This window comes from Nocardia bhagyanarayanae (assembly GCF_006716565.1).
GTDB lineage: Bacteria > Actinomycetota > Actinomycetes > Mycobacteriales > Mycobacteriaceae > Nocardia > Nocardia bhagyanarayanae.
Genome location: NZ_VFPG01000001.1, coordinates 1538613 through 1557483 on the forward strand (window position 1 = coordinate 1538613; position 18871 = coordinate 1557483).

Consider the following 18871-nt stretch of genomic DNA (forward strand, 5'->3'; position numbering starts at 1 on the left):
TTCCGGTGGTATCACTTCGCCCGTCCGGCTGACTGGGCCGCATCTCGTCCTCCCTCCCCGTCTCCCGGCGGTTTGCGGCCCGGGAACGGTACCCCCGCGATTATGCCGTACCGGAACAGGCCGGAAAACGTCCGTTTTCCGCTGTCGGCCTGCGCGTTTGGCGACACGCCAAGAGTTCTCGCGGCCCCCGCGTGTCGGCCGGATGCTTTCCGGAAACCGGCCCATCACCTACCGTGACAACCGTGCTCGAACCCGACCGTGCGACGCGCGCCGAGCGGACGCCGACCCTGCCCACCGTGCTGCGCTGTTGCGCCGCGCTCGCCGCGACTCCGGCCAAGCTGTTGCGCCCCCGTCGCCCCGACACCGACCTGCTGGCCCGGCTGACCGTCGCCGAGCCGCCGCGCCCCGCCGCGACCGTCCGGCTGACGGTGCTCGCACAGGGCGACATGACCGCACCGGAGACCATCGTCGCCGAGGGCGTGCGCAGTCTGCGAGAACTGTCGTTGATCATGTCCGCGTTCCTGATCGAGCACCCGAAGGCGAGGTTCATCGTCGACCCGGCGCTGTGCTCCGGCGTGCACGATCGGGTGATACCGGAGCTGCCGTTCCCCGTGCCGCTGCTCGTCGCGCCGGACAAACCGGTGCTCGGCCTGTCCGACGCGCTGGCGGCGCATGACATGGCGGGCAGCGACATCGATTTCGTGATTCCCACGCACCTGCACTGGGATCACGTGTCGGGCCTGCTCGAGCTGCCCGCCGAGGTGCCGGTCCGGTTGCCCGCCGCCGAACACGCGTGGGCCATGCTCGGCGCGCACGCACCCGTCGGCGTGGCGCGCGGCCCCCTGCGCGGTCGCACCTTCGACCCCTTCGAACTCGACGGCCCTCCGGTGCTGACCTTCCCGCGCAGCAAGGACCTGTTCGGCGACGGTTCGGTACTGCTGCTCGACCTGGCAGGCCACACCCCGGGCAGCATCGGCGTGCTGCTCGCGGTGGACGACGGCACCCGCGTGCTGCTCGCGGGCGACGCCGTATGGAGCAAACTCCAAATCGAGCTGCTACGCGAAAAAGCCCCCATGCCCGGCCAACTGTTCGACTCCGACCGCGACGCCGCCTTCGCCGTCATCCACCGCCTGCACGCCCTCCCCGACGACATCGAGATCGTCGCGGGCCACGACCACGCCGCCGTAACCGCCCGCGCCGCCCGCAACCCATCGCGCTGAGGCCGCCGCCCGCCGCCTCCCAGTGCGCTGAGTTGCAACAGTGTCCGCGTAGGCGTTCGCGCGGAGCCGGGCTCCGCGGCAGGCGGCGTGGTGTCGTTGCTGGGCAACGGCCCGGCATCGCGCCACGTGATGGGGTGCTGCTTGTCGCGCACGGCTTCGGATTACGTTGAGTGACACTGTTGCCGGCGTAGGCGTTTGCGCGGAGCCGGTCCACGCGGCAGGCGGCGTGGTGCCGGTTGCTGGGCAGCGGCCTGGCATCGCGCCACGCCCCGGGGTTCGCTTGTCGCGCACGGCTTCGGATTACGTTGAGTGACACTGTTGCCGGCGTAGGCGTTCGAGCGCGCCGTGATCCGCGTGGCGTCCGCGGCCTGGCGCCGCGTGCTGGGCAACGGCCTGGCGTCCCGCGACGCGCCTGCGGCGTCATCTGCCGCGCAGGGCTTCTGCCGCACTGAGCGGCACGGCTGTTCGGCCAAGACGCCCAAGCAGAGCCGCGGTCCGCGCGGCAGGCGGCGTGGTGCCGGTTGCTGGGCAGCGGCCTGGCATCGCGCCACGCCCCGGGGTCCGCTTGCCGCGCACGGCGTTCGAGTCACGCTGGGCGGCAACCCAAGGGGTGTCGGCGGCGATTCTCGCCGGGGTGCGGGCTCGGTGGTCGACGCACGGTGCGTTGGGATTTCGGCGGCGTTGGGGGACGGTTCCCCGGTGTCGAGGTTCCGAGTGGTTCGGCCTACCCAGGTTTGCCTCTGAGCGGTGCTGGGCGCGTTGGGTGCCGTACCCGGCTTACCTCCCGCAGTTGTCGAGCGCGGGTTCGGGTTCCGGCGTGGTCGACCGGCTGTGGTTGCGTTTCCGGGTGGTCGTGTGAGGTGTTCTGTTGCGTCTGTCTAGGGGGCTTCCACCATTTGACTACCGTCGATAGAGAAATGGATTCGACGGTAGTCATATGGCTGCTTTTCGATCTTGATACGCAACCATTCGACTACCGTCGAATTCGCCCGTCCTCAGGCGACGACGTCGGCGAGGCGGGCGGTGATGAGTTGTTCGGCCTCGGACACCATGCGGGCGATGAGTTCGCCGCAGGTCGGGATGTCGTGGATCAGGCCCTGGGCCAGGCCCGCCGACCAGATGCCCGCGTCCAGGTCGCCCTCTTCGAAGACGCGGCGGCCGCGTGCGCCCGCGACCAGCTCGCGCACGTCCTCGAAAGTGCCGCCCGCCTTCTCGATTTCGACCACCTTGCGGCTGATCTCGTTGTCCGCGACGCGCGCGGTGTTGCGCATGGTGCGGAATATCAGCTGCGTGTCGAGTTCGCTGTTGGCGACGATCTGTTCCTTGACCTTCTGGTCGATCGCCGACTCCGCGGTGCACAGGAAGCGGGTGCCCATGTTGACGCCGTCCGCGCCGAGGGCGAGCGCCGCGACCAAGCCGCGGGCGTCGGCGATGCCGCCGGAGGCGATCATCGGGATCTCCAGGACACGGGCCGCAGCCGGGATCAGGATCAGGCCGGGGATGTCGTCCTCACCGGGATGACCCGCGCACTCGAACCCGTCGATGCTCACGCCGTCGACGCCGATCTTCTGCGCCTTGAGCGCGTGCCGCACGCTGGTGCACTTGTGCAGGACCTTGACGCCCGCCTCTTTGTAGTACGGCAGGAACGGTTCCGGATTGCTGCCCGCCGTCTCGACGATCTTTACGCCGCTCTCGATGATTGCCTGCACGTATTCGGCGTACGGCGGCGGGTTGATCGAGGGCAGGATGGTGACGTTCACGCCGAACGGCTTGTCGGTCAGCTCGCGGGTGCGCTCGATCTCCCTGCGCAGATCGTCGGGGGTGGGCTGGGTCAGCGCGGTGATGAAACCGAGTCCGCCCGCGTTGGCGACCGCGGCGACGAGCTCGGCCCGGCCGACCCACATCATGCCGCCCTGCACGATCGGGTGCTCGATCCCGAATTCCTCGGTGAACCTGGTCCGCAGCATTGCGCTCTCCTCCGTGTGACGGCGGCGTCCGTGGATCGCGCACCGCTGTTCTGTCCCACCGCGACGGCTTGTCTCACCGCATGCCTGCGACGGCGTGCCGGTCCGCCCCGACGGCACGATCGTGACACGAGGGTCGACTCACGTTCAACTGGTAAGTGAGTCGCCGTTCGCATGGCTAAAGAGGGAAAGTGCCTGCGGGGAGTCGCTCAGAACGCGGTAGTCGCAGATGAAGCCGCAGCTAGAAGCATTTTCATAGGCTCCGATACGGCACTGAGTCAATTAACGCCGATTCATCTCTTGATCTCTTGCCGCACGGTTATGTTAGTTGTTATTCTCGTCTCAATTCAGCCCGCCCATGCGGTCGGCCACCCGGCGGACGCTGTAGGCGGTCCGAGAGGAGTACGTGGCATGACCACCGGTGCACAAGCGCTCGACGAGCCGATCAGGTCGCGGCGCAACCACTGGAACAACCAGATCGCCGCCCACGCGCAGATGCGCCCGGACGCGGTCGCCCTGCGGTTCCGTGGCGTGGACACGACGTGGCAGCAGCTGCACGAGCGCTCGCAGAAGTTCGCCGACGCGCTGGCCAGGCGCGGTGTCGGGTTCGGCGATCGGGTCCTCCTCCTCGCGCTGAACTACCCCGAATACATCGAAGCGGTCTTCGGCATCAACGCGCTCGGCGCCATCGCGGTGCCGGTGAACTTCCGGCTCACCCCGCCGGAGGTCGCCTACATCGTCGGCGACAGCGGGGCGAAGGCCATCGTCACCGACACGGTCCTGCAGCCGCTGGCCACCGCCGTGCTCGCGCAGTCACCGGTGCTGGAGACCTGCGTCGTGATCGGCGGCAAGAGCGCGGAAGGCGTGCTCGGATACGACGACGTGTTGGCCGAGGAGGGGACGCCCCACACGCCGCTGGACATCCCGGAGGACACTCCTTCGCTGATCATGTACACCTCGGGCACCACCGGCAGCCCGAAGGGCGCCGTGCTCTCGCACGCGAACATGAACGCGCAGGCGCTGACCTGTATCCGGGCCATGAACCTCAGCCCCGAATCCGTCGGCTTCTGCACCTCGCCGCTGTTCCACATCGCCGGACTCGGCAGTCTCGCACCGTATTTCCTGCTCGGCGGCAAGACCGTGCTGCACCCCCTCGGCGCGTTCGATCCCACCGAGTTCCTCGACGCCGTGGAGAAGGAACAGGCCACCACCGCGTTCTGCGTGCCTGCGCAGTGGCAGGCCATCTGCGCCGAGCCCACCGTGAAGGACCGCAAGCTCGCGCTCACCATGCTCAGCTGGGGCGCCGCGCCCGCCTCGGACTCGGTGCTGCGCGCCATGGCGGAATGCTTCCCGAACGCCGCCAACGTCGCGGTGTTCGGCCAGACCGAGATGTCGCCGATCACCTGCGTGCTCGAGGGCAAGGACGCGCTGCGCAAACTCGGTTCGGTCGGCAAGCCGATCCCCACCATCCAGGCCCGCATCGTGGACGACGAGATGAACGACGTCGCACCGGGCGAGGTCGGCGAAATCGTCTACCGCGGACCGACTCTCATGCAGGGCTACTGGAACAAGCCCGAGGCCACCGCGGAGGCGTTCGCCGGCGGCTGGTTCCACTCCGGCGACCTGGTCCGCACGGACGAGGAGGGATTCGTCTGGGTGGTCGACCGCAAGAAGGACATGATCATCTCCGGCGGCGAGAACATCTACTGCGCCGAGGTGGAGAACGTGCTCTTCGGGCACCCCAAGATCCGCGAGGCCGCGGTGATCGCTCGTGCGCACGAGAAGTGGGGCGAGGTGCCGGTCGCGGTCGTCGCACTGATCGACCCGGACGCCGAGCTCACCCTCGCGGAGCTGGAGCCGTTCCTCAACGAGAACCTGGCCCGCTACAAGCACCCCAAGGATCTGGTGATCGTGCCGGAACTGCCGCGCAACGCGAGCGGCAAGGTCGTGAAAGTAGAGCTGCGCAAGGATTATTCGTCCTGATCCCTGCGCGTACGCCGATTTCCACGAACTGGGTGGTGGAAATCGGCCACACGCGCGGCGCGGATGCGTGAGTATCGAGGCATGGCGATCCCCCGCATCCGCGCCGCCGTGCTGGCCCTGCACTGGCAGGTGAACATCGTTCGGCCCGAAGGCTTCTTCGGCCCGATGCTGGCCGGGCCGGTCGCGGCGAGCGGTGTCGTGCCGCGCGCGGTGGACTTCCACGACGCGGCCGCCGAAGCCGATCTTCCGGTGATCTTCACCCGGTTCACCATCCCCGTCGGCGAGGGCGCTCTGGTGCGCAACACCGGTTTCATGCGGTCGGTGGGCGCGGCGCAGACCGAATTTCGTCCGGAATCGCCCGGCGCGCAAGTCATCACGGAGATGAAGGATCAGCCGAGCGCGGTATACGACAATCAGAAGCTCTCCGGGCTCGCGGGCAGCGGCCTACCCGACTGGCTGACCGAGCACGGCCTGGACACCTTGTTCCTCACCGGCGTCGCCACCAACCTCACCGTCGAGCAGACCGCCCGCCACGCAACGGATCTCGGCTTCACGGTGCATCCGATCGCCGACTGCGTCACCGCCGCCGAGCCCGCCGCCCACGAGGCCGCCCTCGCCAACCTCGAACTGGTCACCGCGGGCTGCCTGACCGCCGCCGAAGCCCTCGACCTCGTCCGCCGCTGATCCGCGGATCGGTGGTCGACTGCTGCTCGCCGACAGGGCGTTCAGCGAAGCCGGTCGAGTAGCCCGGGCCCGACCAGCTCCGCCAAGCGCCGATAGGCGACCTCCGCCGGAATCGGCGGGTCCGCGTCGGCGATCGCGCCGAGCGTGCCGACCACGCCCCAGGACAGGAAGTTCACCATCGCCGTGAACTCCTCGTCGTCCATGGCGAAGCGCCCGGACAGTTGTTCGGTGAGCACCCGGCCGACCATGCCGCGGGTGGCGCGTAGCAGCTGACCGCCCGCCTTGCGGCCGAGCAGCGCCCGGTAGACCTCGGGATTTTCCGCGGCAAGCCCGAAGAGCGTGTAGAGCGGTGCGAGCGGCGCCGAGGGTGGCGGCGCGGCGGGGTCCTCCGGACGGGCCGCGGTGATGGCGGCGCGCAGGTACTCGGTGCTGCTCACCAGCAGCAGGTCGTCCTTGTCGCGGAAGTGCGCGTAGAAGGTGGAGCGTCCGACGTCCGCGCGATCCAGGATGTCGCGCACCGTGATTCGCTCGTAGGGACGTTCCAGCAGCAGTTCGATCAGCGCCCGGTGCAACGTCGCCCTGGTCCGCCGCACCCGGCGGTCGGTTTTCTCGTTCATCATCGATTCCCGCGTTCCCGGACGGATCGGGCGGTGTTGTCCCGAACCGGACGGATTCCGTGCTTCTGCTTCTGGTCGCCGCGGCGACCACCTTCGATCATGAACATATGTCCGGAAACACACAACAGTCCACAAACGACCAAGCCGCCGAGATCGGCCTGCTCATCACCCGCCCGCGCGGCTACCGACTCGTCCGCTCCGCGTTCCTGCTCGGTCGCGGGCGCGCGCTCGATGCCGCGCTCATCGTCCGCAGTGGCGCCGCCACCGGCGACCGCGTACTCGATATCGGCTGTGGCCCTGGCGATCTCGCCCGCGCGCTGTCCGACCGCGTCGGCCCGGCCGGTGAGGTCGTCGGCCGTGACCCGTCACCGCGGATGATCGCCTACGCCACCGCGCGGACGACCCAGCCGAACTGCCGTTTCGAACTCGGCCCCGCGCAGACCCTCGACCACCCCGACGCCTGGTTCGACGTGGTGACCTGCACGTTCGTCATGCACCACATCCCGGAGACCCAGCGCGAAGCCGCCCTGGCCCACATGTACCGCGTGCTGCGCCCCGGCGGCCGTCTGCTGCTCGCCGACACCCACCCGTCTGGGCGGGTCCTGCCCGCGGTGATCCGCACGATGTCACGCTTCGCGGCGCACCGCACCGGCGACGCGACCGGACAGCACGCCGACCCGCTCGCCGCCATCGACATCCGCCGCTATCGAGAAACCTTGTCGGAGGCCGGTTTCCGCTCGATCGAATTCGAAACCGTCCCGCCGATCGCCGGAGTCCTTCTCGCGACGAAGTAGCAAGGCCGCGCAGACACGGAGCGAATCAGATCATGTTCTTCGCGGTCATCCAGCGCATGGTGAACCAGCCGCAGAACACCGGCAGCCAGCAGGTGAGTACGCGGTAGAGCAGCACCGCGGGCACGGCGATGTTCGCGGGGAGGCCGAAGGCGGCCAGACCGCCGATCAGCGCCGCCTCGACGGCGCCGACGCCGCCGGGGGTCGGGGCGGCCGAGGCGAGCGTGCCGCCGATCATGGTGACGATCGTGACGGTGACGAACGTGGTGCCGCCGCCGAATGCCTCCACGCTGGCCCACAGCGCACCCGCCATGCCGAGCGTGATGGCGGCACAGCCCGCCACGATGATGGCGAACCGCTTCGGGTCCCGTGCCAGCTGGCCCAGTTCGCCGAGCACTTCCTGGAGTTGCGGCCGGACCGAATTGTTCAGCCAGCGACGCAGTTTCGGCACGAACATGAACGTGCCGATGATGCCGACACCGACACCGGCGGCCAGATAGATGACGGTCGGGTCCGGCACGAAGTGCGAGAGGTCCGCCGAGGTCCCCGCCACGATGCTGAACAGGATCAACAGGCTGACGTGGGTGATCACCTGCACCGCCTGCTGCAGCGCGACGGCGGCGGTGGCTCGCACCGCGCCGAGTCCGCTCTTCTGCAAGAACCGCACACTCAAGGCGAGACCGCCGACGCGCGCGGGCGTGGTCGTCGCGGCGAAGGTGTTGGCGATCTGCATGACGACCAGGTTGCGGAAGTTCGCCATGCCGGAGGCGCACGCCCACAGCGCGGCCGCGGCGCCGATGTAGGTGAGGCTGGAGACGGCGAGCCCGAGCAGCGCCCACCACCAGTTGGCCGTCTTCAGCTGGGTGAAGAAGGTCGGGACCTGGCTGATGAACGGGTACGCCACGTAGACCAGGCCGATCAGCAGCACCAGCTGAATGATCTGGTTGCGGGAGAACCGGGTGATCTGATCGGCCTCGATCCGATCCTTGCCGGTCTGCTCGCGCACCTCGTCGCGGGTCTCGGAGACGATCGAACCCCACTCCGGGATCGAGACCCGGATACCGGACGGCATGGCCGACTTGGTGAGGCGGCGGGTCGCGGTGAGCACGGTCTGCTCGCCGAGCGCGTCGATGGCGGCGCGCACCGCGGATTCCTTGCCGTAGACAGCGGCCGTGGTGACCAGCAGCTGCGCGATGTCGGACTGGATCTGGGTGTCCGACGCGCCGAACTCGGCGTTGCCGAAACCGCTGAACAGCACGGCGTCCTCGGTGACGCGGATGTCGTCGGGACGCAGGTCGCCGTGCGCGATCCGGCCGGCGTGCAGCCCGTCGAGCGCCTTCCACACCGTCGGCAGCCGGTCGATCGGTGTCTCGGCGATCGAGGCGCCGCCGGAGTCGGTATGCGCGTAGAGCATCCAGCCGCGATCCAGCGCGGCCACCGCGACCACCTGCTGACCGGCGAGCTCGAGGTCGCCCGCGGCGATCGTCATCAGGGCGCGGTGCTCGACGGCACGGTGCATGGAGCCGTGCAGCGCCCCGGTCTCGCTGCTGCGGAAGGTCAGCCAGCGCCAGAGCATGCGCAGCGCGCTGTGGCTGCGCTGGTTCTTGCCGTACATCTCGACGGTCAGCTCGCGCTCCGGGCCGGTGACGTCGGCGGCGAGCACCAGCGGGCCGGAGCCGGCCGGTCGCACCACGGTGAATCCGGTGACGGTGTGCCCGCGCTTGGCGAGCACCCGCACCGCCGCGTCCAGCGGCACCTCCAGCGCCGGAGTACCGACCACCCACACGATCAGCGCGCCGACCAGCCAGCCCACCGCGAGCCCGAACATCGCCCGCGCGGGCACCACGGTGCTGACCACCAGATGGATCGGCGCGAAGGCCAGCAGCAGGAACCACCACCAGCGCCGCGGCTTGGTCGGCAGCCACGGGCTGGAGACCGTGAGCACCGCGGCGAGCATGGCGATCCAGCGCGGGTCGTCGAGGAACTGGGAGAGGAAGGTGTCGAGCCGATCGGGCACCTGCAGGTGCCACTGCGGCGCGGAGATGCCGGTGCCGGTGATGGAGAGCAGCAGCCCGGCGACCAGCCCGGCCGCGGCGTAGCCCGCGAGCAGCTTCCACTGCCTGCCGATGATCAGCTCGATGAGGATCGCGAACGGCAGGATGAGGATCGCGACGCCGTAGATCAGGTAGATCAGATTGGACTGGTCCGGGGTGAGGAAGTCGACGATGTCGGACACCGAGCTTTCCAGCGCCAGCCATTCCGGCCGGGTGATCACCGAGGCAGCGATGACCACACCCAGCCACAGCGCAGCGAGCATGACCCGGACGATGTCCGTGGTCCGCCGGATCAGCGGCTGCAGGAGACTACCCGTTACCGGGATCTCCCGCCCGTCGACTCGCATGTGTTCACCCTGCCAGAGGCGGCCCCGCCGCGGCCGGGCGGGCTCAATTGGCGACGACGCTGTACACGCCGCCGGTCATCGCGCCGGTGTCCAGTTCGAGGATCGCCTGCAACACCTTCTCCGTCGGCACCCGGGCCGGAAAGCTGTCGGGAGCGACCGCGTTGGCGCGGACACCGAACTCCGCGAACTCCGCGGCCAGGTGCCGGGTCAAATGGTTCAGCGCCGCCTTGGAGGCGGCGTACACCGCTTGGCCGCCGGGGTAGACGTTGGAGCCGGACAGGCTGGAGACGTTGACGATGTTGCGGTTGCGCGCGCGGTTGCCGTCGATGTCGTGCATCCAGCCGCGCTGCGCCAACCGGGCCGAGAGCCGCAGCGGCACGCCCACATTCAGCGCGAACTGCGGTTCGAAGTCGTCGATCGCGGAGTCGCCGTCGACGATGCCCTGCGGATGCAGCCGCAGGCTCGCGGCATTGTTGACCAGCAGGTCGACGCCGCCGAACTTGGCGAGCGCCAGATCGATGACCCGGTCGACCTCGCCCGGCGCGGTGAGATCGGAACGGATCAGGAAGACCCGGGAATCGTTCTCCGGCACCGTGCCCTGCGGATCGAAGGGATCCACGAACCACTCGTGCTGCGACGGCGTCGCCGGTATGCGGGTGCCGCAGACGGCGACGATGTCGTAGGCGGTGTAGAGCGCGCGGCAGAAGGCGTCGCCCAAGAGGCCGCCCGCGCCGGTGAGCAGGCAGACCCGTCGGTTACCACTGGACAATGCGATCTCCTCCCCAACGCTGGACCGCGTCGTCCTTCGACCGGTGCAGCCACATCACGATGCTGCTGCGCGGCGCTCGGTTGTAGCCGAGGTAGGTGTGCCAGGACCGCGGCGTGCACTCGAACAGCACCATCGAGTTGTCCAGCGGCGGCACCGCGAGCGTCGGCGCCGGGTCGGCGATATTGGCGTACAAGCCGGTCTCGCCGCCGTCGCCCGGCTGCCATCCCGGATTGCCCAGATAGAACAGCACCGCGACGGCGCGCACCGTCTCCCGCGCGGTGACGCCGTCGGACTTCGCCCCCGTCTTGGTGTCGACGCTCGGGTCCGGTAACCGCACCTCACCCGGGCCCGGGGCGGGACCGGCGAACCATGCCGGATTCAGGTCGTTGTGCGGCCAGCCCGCCGGGCTGTCCGGCCGATGGTGGTGGATCGAGCCCTCCACGTCGCCGGTGACCTCCACCCCGGCCACCGACGCGATGAGGTCGTGCCATTCCCGCGAGGTGAACAGCGCGAGCGGTCCGTTGCGCAGGTCGGCGAGCGGAATGCCATCGGCGCTGTAGTTGTCGGCCACGCGCGAGAACGCGCTGGCCCGCGCGCCGAGCACCCGCTGGTATTCGTCGGCCAGTCGCTGGTAGAAGTCCTCGACGAAGACGTCGCGCACGTACACGTGTGGAAACGGCCCCGATCGCCGGATCCAGCGCCGATGCGCGAACAACTCCGTGAACCACGCGGGCGCCTGACTCACCGTTTCCCCTGACACGTCACTCCCTCCCAGACGAACACGCCGATCTTATTGCCTTCGCCCGCCGAATTTCGAGCGGCCGGGATTCCGCGGCGGGACCGCTCACGGGAGGATCTATTGGTGGCTCGTGATCTTCGCATCTGCTTCGTCGGTGACTCGTTCGTCGCCGGTGTCGGCGATCCCCGCTGCCTCGGTTGGGTCGGCCGTCTCGGCCCCGCGGCCATGCCGTTCACCGGATACAACCTCGGCGTGCGGCGCGAGACCTCGGCGGACATCGTCGCGCGCTGGCAGGCCGAGTGCACGCCGCGGCTGCCCGAGGGAACCGACGCCAGGGTGGTCTTCTCGTTCGGCGTGAACGACACCGTGCTCGAAAACGGCTCGCCGCGAGTGGATCCCGGTGAATCGGTAGCCAACCTGACCAACGTGCTGGCGGTCGCCGCCGAGCGCGGTTGGCAGACAATGGTTGTCGCGCCGCCGCCCGTCGACGACGACGCCCACAACGTCAGGATCGCCCATCTCGACGAGCGTTTCGCCGAGATCTGCGCCGGGGCCGGAACGCCGTACGCCCGCGTGCACCACGAACTGCGCGCGAACGAGGTGTGGATGCGGGAGGTGCGCGAAGGCGACGGCGCGCACCCGGGCGCGGCCGGTTACGACGCGATCGCGGCGCTGATCATGCCGGTCTGGCTGGAGTGGTTGTCCCGCTGAGCGTTTCGGAGCTCAGTTGCCGATAGTCGTAGTCGTCCAACGGGAAACGGCGATTTCCGCGCCGGGCCTCGAAGAATCCGGACGGGCGCACATAGGTCGTGTCGCCGCGCGAGTTTCGGTAGTAGGTCGGCACGTGTCCGTTGAGTTCGGCCAGGTAGTACCGCAGCGCGGCGCCCTTGCGATGGATGTCGCGGTGGTAGGCGTCGTGCCGGGCGCGCTTCACCTCCACCGCGGTCGCCGCGCGCCGCTTGGCCTCGGTGATCGCGCGGACGGCGTGGTCTGCGGTCATCTCGACGAAGGCGTGCCAGCCGCTTCCGGTCCACGAGTAGGGCCCGACGAGGGTCCAGCGATTGGGCAGACCCGGCACCGAAACGCTTTGGTAGGCCTGTAATCCGCGCTCGGACCAGAAGACGCCCAGATCGAACCCGTCACGTCCGACGATGGTCCCCGGTCGGTAGGTCTCCGGATCGGAGAAGACCTCGTAGCCGGTGGCCAGCACGATCGCGTCGAACTCGCGCAGCGCGCCGTCGCGAGTTCGGATGCCCGCCTCCGTGATTCGCTCGATCCCGTCGGTCACCAGCTCGACGTTCTCCCGGTTGAACGCGAGGGGGTAGCCCGTCGACATGGTGGGCCGCTTGGCGATCGGTCCGTAGTTCGGTGTCAACCGGCGCGCGGTATCCCGGTCGCGGACAACCAGATTCAAATACCGCCGATAGGCTGCGACGGCCGCGCCGTCCAGTGCGCGCATGGCGGGCTTGGCCAGCCAGAGTGGAGCCGACGTGCCGGTGCGCAGCACGGCGTCGATCGCGACGAGCGCCGCGCCGTGTCCCGCGGCCACCACACCCGGTACCGCCGCGATCGCGCGCATGGCAGCGGGCACCGGGAAATCCGGCTTCGGGACACACCACACCGGCGTGCGCTGGAAGACCGCGAGCGCGCCGACCTCCGGCGCGATGGACGGCACGATCTGCACCGAACTCGCGCCGGTGCCGATCACCGCCACCCGCTTGCCGCGCAGGTCGTAGTCGTGATCCCAGTCCGAAGGACGCAGGATCTTGCCGCGGAACGACCGCACGCCGGGTATGCCTGGATCGTCCTTCGGCCGCACGAACGCGCCGACCGCGCTGATCAAGAATCTGGCCGTTCGGACTCCGCCGTCCGCGAGGTGAAGCCGCCACAGGTGCGCCTCGTCGTCCCATTCCTCGCATTCGACGGTGTTGCCGAACCGGATGTGCGGGTACAGCCCGAAGCGGCGCGCCACCTCGACGTGATACCGCTTCACCTCCGCGCCGCGCGGAAACAGCCTGGACCACTCCGGATTTCGCGCGAACGAATACTGGTAGGCGTACCTCCGCCTTCGCTCCGGCCGTGCGCGGTCTGTGGGCGGACTACGTCCGGCTGCGCCCATTGGCGTAGCACGGGATGTCCACGCCGAGGCCGGGGTAGTGGTTCTCGTGCCAGCTGCCGCCCACCTCGCCGGCACGCTCGAGTACGACGAAATCGTCGATGCCCGCCATCTTCAGCTTCACGCCCGCGGCGATGCCGCCCGGCCCCGCACCGATGATCGCGACCTCGAACTCCGGTCGCTCGACAGGACGCGGGCTTGCTGCGGTCGACACGACTCACCTCCGTTGGTAGGACCTCGCGGGCGCCGCGGACGATGTCCGTCAGCCCGCGCATAGCCGGAGCCGATGCGGAGGTACGCCCAATCGCGAGAGTAGCAGTGTCCCAGACGGGAATCCAGCACGATCTTCACCGACTTCGTGCAGGTCAACCCATGGAAACCCCGGCCTAGTCGGGATCGCGAAACTGATGGATCGGTGTCCGAGGACCCGGCGGAGCGGACGTCGGATCGTGTGCGATCTCTTCGACTTCCGGACACTGGCGCGGTGCACTGGGATGAATCACCTCACACTGCGCGCCGATCGGTGTTACACAGGTGCGGTCTCGCACAGCAGGCTTTAGACTGTCTGGGACGTATTGGGAAACAGTCGAAAGGTGGCATCCGATGGGATCCCAAACGGTAGTCGCCGACGTTGCCGACGAGCTGGCGCGCCGGGTTGCCGCGGGGGAATATCAGCCGGGGGATTTGATGCCGTCGGTCCGCCAGGTCGCCGAAGAATTCGATATGAATCGCGCGACCGCGCAGTTGACCTTGGGCAGGCTGGAATCGTATGGATTCGTCGAGGCGCGTCGCGGTAAGGGTTTCACCATCCGCGACGTACGGGAGGCGGGCGGCCTCGACGTGTACCGCCATCTGTTCCGTTTCTCGGTGCCGATGCCGGACGTCGCGATCGAGATGTTCCACGACATCGTCGACGTGCAGCGCGGAATCGTCATGGAGGCGTTGCTCGCCTACACCGCGAGCGAACAGGAGATCGACCCGGCCGAGCTGAAGGCGGCCATCGACGAACTGGAAGCCCTTGCCCGCCTGGAGGTTCCGGACTACCGCCAGATCCTCGCCATCGAGGTCGCTCTGGTCCGGCGTTTGCTGACCGCGCTCGGGCTGAGCATGCAGCGCGCGATCATGAACACTATCGGCGAGATGGTGCTCGAGGTGCCCGAGGCGATCGAGGCGTACTTCGCGGGCGCGGCCGACCTGCACGTGCTGGTGTGGCGGGCGCTCGTCGCGGTCTGGGAATCCGGCTCCGGCCCGTCGGAGGCGCAGCTCGCGCTGTTCGAGGACCTGTTCGGGATGTACCACGACAAGGTCATCGCCCGGTTCGAGGAACTGCTCGGCGGCGGGGAGGCCGAGGCCGAGGAAGCGCGCGCGGCGACCGCCTGATCCGGCAAAACGTACAAAACAGGCTGTCTGAGTAGGTCTGTCCCGAGCGGTCGCGCGATTCGCGGCCGCTCGGCGACCTGGTCACTTGTTCATTACATATCCGAGACCTTTGCGTCTGAGACAGGTATGCTGAATTTGGCTGGACGGCGTCGCCGACGCGCTCGGGGCCACCGCTGCCGCTGTCCGATCACGGGGAGGCGTGATGGGTGCGGCCGGATCCTCGACGGCATGCGGCGACCCGCGGACTCGGCGCCGCAGCGCACGGCGTCGGGCCGTCCCGTCATCGGACTGGCCGGGTGGCGATGGCGGGGCGGGCAGGCCGCACGATTTGCTAGCGCATTGCCGGAGTCGGTCGTACCGTTTTCGTCATGACCGAGTCAGCAGAATCGCTGCCCGCCATACCGCTGGAATCCTGGCGTCCGACCAAGGACACGCTGCACCGTTTCGCCCAGGTGGTCGGCAAGGTCGCCCTGGCCAAAGGCATCCGCCGCAACCACTGGTGGCACATGACCTTCCGGCTGACCGCCCGCGGCTGGACCACCGTTCCGCTCGGCACCGCACGCAACGGACCGGTGTTCACCTGCTCCTTCGACTTCTTCGACCACGTGCTGCGCATCGCGACCGATCGCGGCGTCGAGGTGGAGATCGATCTGCTCCAGCAGTCCGTCGCGACCTTCTACACCGACGTGATGGGCGGACTCGGCGACCTCGGCATCCAGGTCGTCATGCCGCATCCACATCCGTTCGACCTGCCCGACTCCGACCGGCCGTTCGAAGAGGACACCGACCACGCCGCCTACGACCCGGACAAGGCGCGCAGGGCTTTTCGCGTGCTCAGCCAGGTCGGGCGGATATTGGAGGAGTTCAGCGCCACCTACTCCGGCAAGATCAGCCCCGTCCAATTGTTCTGGCATACCTTCGATCTCGCGGTGCAGCGATTCTCGCCCCGGCAGATCGACCTACCGGCGGCCGTCGATTCCGTTACCCGCGAGGCCTATTCGCGCGAGGTGATCAGCGCCGGGTTCTGGTTCGGCGACGACAAGGTTCCCGAGCCGACCTTCTATTCCTACGTCGCGCCGGAACCGGACGGACTCGCGGACCGGACGCTGAAGCCCGCGGGCGCGCACTGGGTCGAATCCGGATCGGGCCATTCCGCCTACTACGCCTACGACGCCGCGCGCCGCACCGGCGACCCGGTGGGCGCGGCACTGGAGTTCTTCCAGTCCGTCTACGCCAACGGCTCCGAGCTCGCCGGATGGGATGCCGACCGGCTGGCCTGCTGGGGCGGCATCACCGATCCGGTGCTGGAGCAGAAGGCGGCGCGCTGGCCGGAATGGCCCGCGTGATCAGCCGTTGAGCTTGTTGAGGCGGTCGCACGCCTCGACGTACTCGTTGATCAGCCGCTGGACGACATCGGCGGATCGCTCCACCTTGGTCATCATGCCGACCACCTGACCGACCGGATTGAAGTTGACGTCCTTCGCGGCCTCCGGGTACCGGTGGCCGCGCTTGACGCCGTCGAGCGCCACCATCATCTGCAGCGGCATCGGCAGCGGGTCCGGGGTGTCGGCCGACTCCCACGCGTCGGTCCAGTCGTTGCGCAGCATGCGGCACGGCTTGCCGGTCCACGAGCGCGAGCGCACGGTGTCGTGGCTGCTCGCGTCGATGTAGGTCTGCATCTGCGCGGGCGGCACGTTGGCCTCCTCGACCGTCAGCCACAGCGAGCCGGTCCAGGCGCCTGCCGCGCCCATGGCCATGGCCGCCGCGACCTGACGCCCGTCGCCGATACCACCGGCGGCGAGCATCGGCATATCGCCGATCGCATCGATGACCTGCGGCCACAGCACCATGGACGAGATCTCGCCGCAGTGGCCGCCGCCCTCGGTGCCCTGGCAGACCACGAAGTCCAAGCCCGCGGCCTTGTGGTTGAGCGCGTGCTTGACCGAACCGCACAGCGCGCCGATCAGCCTGCCGGAGCCTTGGATCTGTTCGATCACGTCCGCGGGCGGCGTGCCGAGCGCGTTGGCGACCAGCTTGGCCTTGGGATGCTTCAGGATGACCTCGATCTGCGGGGCCACCGTGGTCGCGGTCCAGCCGAGCAGCTGGTTGTGGTGCTCCTCCGCGGGCAGGCGCGGGACGCCGTGATCGGCCAGGATCTTCTCCGCGAAGTCGCGGTGGCCCTGGGGCACCATCTCGCCGAGCTTGGCTTCCAGCTGCTCGGGGGTCAGATCGTCGATGCCCTTGCCCTCGTACTTGGAGGGGATCACCAGGTCGACGCCGTACACGCCGTTGACGTGCTCGTCCAGCCAGGCGAGCTCGACCTCGAGCTGCTCGGCGGTGAAGCCCACCGCGCCGAGGACGCCGAGCCCACCGGCATTGCTGACCGCGGCCGCCACGTCGCGGCAGTGGGTGAAGGCGAAGATGGGGAACTCGATCCCCAGCCGGTCGCAGATTTCGGTACGCATCGGGTGCTGGTCTCCCTTACCTACGCCGTGACCGGATCGCAGCGGCCGCGGACGTTCTAGAACGGGTTACATAGTTGCCACGCGGGTTTCGCCTCGCGGGCGACGGACTGCCGCCCCGACCGGCCGAATCCGCCGCACACCGCGGGTATCGCCATGCCGCGGCGGCGGCGTCGTCGACCGGTGGGGGCACCATAGATCGACAGTAACACGTTCTAGTTTTCTCGCGGTACCCCTTCCTCGACCGTGGCGGCCGACGCCTTATATCGCGTCTTCCAGAGCGGCGAGCGCGCCCTCCAGGTGATCGAGCATGCGGTGCAGCTGCGGCACGCTGCGGCGGCAGCCGACCAGGCCGAAGTCCAGGTTGTCGGCATTCGAGGTGAGCGTGATGTTCACGGCCTGGCCGTCGAACGGGATGGAGAGCGGGTAGATGGCGTCGAGCCGCGCGCCGTTCCAGTACATCGGCTCGCGCGGACCCGGCACGTTGGAGATGACGATGTTGAACGGCGGCGTGGTCCACGGGATGAGGGCAGGCAGCAGGTTCAGCGCGATCGGGCTGACCATCAGCGCCGAGAGCGCCATCGACTGCACCGGCGAGAGCTCGCTGTAGACCTCTTTGCTCTTGCGCATGGACTCGCTCACCGTCCGCAGCCTGGCGATCGGATCGGCCAGATCGGTGCCGAGGTTGCACAGCAGCGCGCCGACCTTGACGCCGTTGGTCTCGGTGTCGTCCGCCGAGCGCAGCGACATCGGCACCATCGCGATCAGCGGCTTGTCCGGCAGCGCGTCACGCTCGGCGAGATAGGTGCGCAGCGCGCCCGACGACATCGCGAGCACGACGTCGTTCATCGTCGTACCGGTCGCCTTGCGCACCTGCTTGATCCGCTCCAGCGGCCAAGACCGGACGACCGAGCGCCGGGCGCCGCCGATGGGCACGTTGAACATGGTCTTCGGCGCCTCGAACGGCAGCGTCACCTGCTGTTCGCGCAGCGCGGTGCGCGCCGCGCGAAGCAGCGGCGAGGCGGAAGCGGCAACCGAGACGAGAGACCTTGCCGCGCCGAGCAATCCGGAATCGGACGACTCCTTCTTGCGTCCCGAACGCGGCAGGTTCCATGGCACCCGCGCCTCGCTCGAGGTCGGGTCGTCGGTCAACGTGCGCTGTAGCAGCCGCTGCGCCGAGACGCCGTCGATCAAGCCGTGGTGCATCTTCGAATAGAGTGCGAAGCGGCCGTCTTTCAGTCCCTCGATCAGGTGGATCTCCCACAGCGGACGGTGCCGGTCGAGCAGGGAGCTGTGCAGCCCGGAGGCCAGCTCGATCAATTGCTCGTGGGTGCCGGGCGCGGGCAGCGCGATGCGCCGCACGTGGTACTCCAGCTCCACCTCGTCCTCGAGCGTCCAGGCCAGCTGTGGCGAGCCGAGCAGGTTGGCCGGGCGCTTGCGGAAGGTGGGATGGATCTCGCGGCAGGACAACAGCTTTTCGTGCGTCTCCTTGGCGAACTCCGGACCGGCCCCCTCCGGCGGTTCGAACAGCTGTAGCGAGCCGACGTGCATCGGGTGCTCGCGGGATTCGGCAAGCAGAAATACGGCATCAACCGGTGCGATGAGTTCCATGTATGAGTCGCCCCCTGACGACGGTGGAGATCTTGTGCGATGAGAGCAATCGACCACGTTGTCGGGTGGGACGCACCACGGAATCCTGCGCAACGGAATCCTGCGCACCCGTACCGAACCTACCTGGGGGTAGC

The 18871-nt window shown here is 68.5% G+C and carries 14 protein-coding genes and 1 pseudogene; 7 read left to right on the plus strand and 8 right to left on the minus strand.

Annotation, left to right across the window (positions count from 1 at the left end):
* Nucleotides 1–242: 242 nt before the first annotated feature.
* A complete protein-coding gene (locus FB390_RS06325) occupies nt 243–1220 on the plus strand; it encodes an MBL fold metallo-hydrolase (RefSeq protein WP_246123882.1) in 978 nt (325 codons plus the stop codon).
* 995 nt (nt 1221–2215) lie between these two features.
* On the opposite strand, the gene FB390_RS06330 is transcribed toward FB390_RS06325, so the two are convergent.
* Nucleotides 2216–3187, minus strand: a complete 972-nt coding sequence (locus FB390_RS06330; RefSeq protein WP_185756955.1) for an NAD(P)H-dependent flavin oxidoreductase — start codon at nt 3185–3187, stop codon at nt 2216–2218.
* A 408-nt stretch (nt 3188–3595) separates the two neighbouring features.
* Between FB390_RS06330 and fadD5 the strand changes: the two genes are divergently transcribed.
* A complete protein-coding gene (gene fadD5 / locus FB390_RS06335) occupies nt 3596–5167 on the plus strand; it encodes a fatty-acid--CoA ligase FadD5 (RefSeq protein ID WP_141808105.1) in 1572 nt (523 codons plus the stop codon).
* An 81-nt stretch (nt 5168–5248) separates the two neighbouring features.
* Nucleotides 5249–5851 carry a cysteine hydrolase family protein gene (locus FB390_RS06340; RefSeq protein WP_141808106.1) on the plus strand — a complete coding sequence of 201 codons (603 nt, stop codon included), beginning with the start codon at nt 5249–5251 and terminating at the stop codon, nt 5849–5851.
* A 41-nt stretch (nt 5852–5892) separates the two neighbouring features.
* On the opposite strand, the gene FB390_RS06345 is transcribed toward FB390_RS06340, so the two are convergent.
* Nucleotides 5893–6468: a TetR/AcrR family transcriptional regulator gene (locus tag FB390_RS06345; protein ID WP_141808107.1), complete on the minus strand. Its 576-nt coding sequence runs from the start codon at nt 6466–6468 to the stop codon at nt 5893–5895.
* A 107-nt stretch (nt 6469–6575) separates the two neighbouring features.
* Here FB390_RS06345 and FB390_RS06350 point away from each other — a divergent pair, with 107 nt between their 5' ends.
* Nucleotides 6576–7262, plus strand: coding sequence for a methyltransferase domain-containing protein (locus tag FB390_RS06350; RefSeq protein WP_141808108.1), 687 nt, complete (start codon nt 6576–6578; stop codon nt 7260–7262).
* A gap of 25 nt (nt 7263–7287) precedes the next feature.
* Here FB390_RS06350 and FB390_RS06355 read toward each other — a convergent pair whose 3' ends face one another.
* From FB390_RS06355 to FB390_RS06365, 3 genes are read right to left on the minus strand one after another with little or no spacing between them, the layout of a single operon-like run.
* A complete protein-coding gene (locus FB390_RS06355; RefSeq protein ID WP_141808109.1) occupies nt 7288–9660 on the minus strand; it encodes a lysylphosphatidylglycerol synthase transmembrane domain-containing protein in 2373 nt (790 codons plus the stop codon).
* A gap of 43 nt (nt 9661–9703) precedes the next feature.
* Nucleotides 9704–10429 carry an SDR family NAD(P)-dependent oxidoreductase gene (locus FB390_RS06360; RefSeq protein ID WP_246123883.1) on the minus strand — a complete coding sequence of 242 codons (726 nt, stop codon included), beginning with the start codon at nt 10427–10429 and terminating at the stop codon, nt 9704–9706.
* The gene (locus tag FB390_RS06365) at nt 10416–11189 is read right to left on the minus strand and encodes a 2OG-Fe(II) oxygenase (RefSeq protein WP_141808110.1); all 774 of its coding nucleotides are present in this window, start codon (nt 11187–11189) and stop codon (nt 10416–10418) included. The genes FB390_RS06360 and FB390_RS06365 overlap by 14 nt, the downstream gene beginning before the upstream one ends.
* Before the next feature lie 102 nt (nt 11190–11291).
* On the opposite strand from FB390_RS06365, the gene FB390_RS06370 reads away from it, so the two are divergent.
* On the plus strand, nt 11292–11879 hold the full coding sequence (locus FB390_RS06370) for a GDSL-type esterase/lipase family protein (RefSeq protein ID WP_141808111.1): 588 nt from the start codon (nt 11292–11294) through the stop codon (nt 11877–11879).
* Here the strand turns inward: FB390_RS06370 and FB390_RS06375 are convergent.
* Nucleotides 11845–13498, minus strand: a pseudogene (locus tag FB390_RS06375) (flavin-containing monooxygenase). The gene FB390_RS06370 and the pseudogene FB390_RS06375 overlap by 35 nt on opposite strands.
* 389 nt (nt 13499–13887) lie before the next feature.
* On the opposite strand from FB390_RS06375, the gene FB390_RS06380 reads away from it, so the two are divergent.
* Nucleotides 13888–14664: a FadR/GntR family transcriptional regulator gene (locus tag FB390_RS06380; protein WP_141808112.1), complete on the plus strand. Its 777-nt coding sequence runs from the start codon at nt 13888–13890 to the stop codon at nt 14662–14664.
* Between the two features lie 368 nt (nt 14665–15032).
* Nucleotides 15033–16010, plus strand: a complete 978-nt coding sequence (locus FB390_RS06385; RefSeq protein WP_141808113.1) for a DUF5996 family protein — start codon at nt 15033–15035, stop codon at nt 16008–16010.
* Here FB390_RS06385 and FB390_RS06390 read toward each other — a convergent pair whose 3' ends face one another.
* On the minus strand, nt 16011–17129 hold the full coding sequence (locus FB390_RS06390) for an NAD(P)H-dependent flavin oxidoreductase (RefSeq protein ID WP_067786751.1): 1119 nt from the start codon (nt 17127–17129) through the stop codon (nt 16011–16013).
* Nucleotides 17130–17387: 258 nt separating this feature from the next.
* Nucleotides 17388–18737, minus strand: coding sequence for a WS/DGAT/MGAT family O-acyltransferase (locus tag FB390_RS06395; RefSeq protein ID WP_141808114.1), 1350 nt, complete (start codon nt 18735–18737; stop codon nt 17388–17390).
* Nucleotides 18738–18871: the final 134 nt, after the last annotated feature.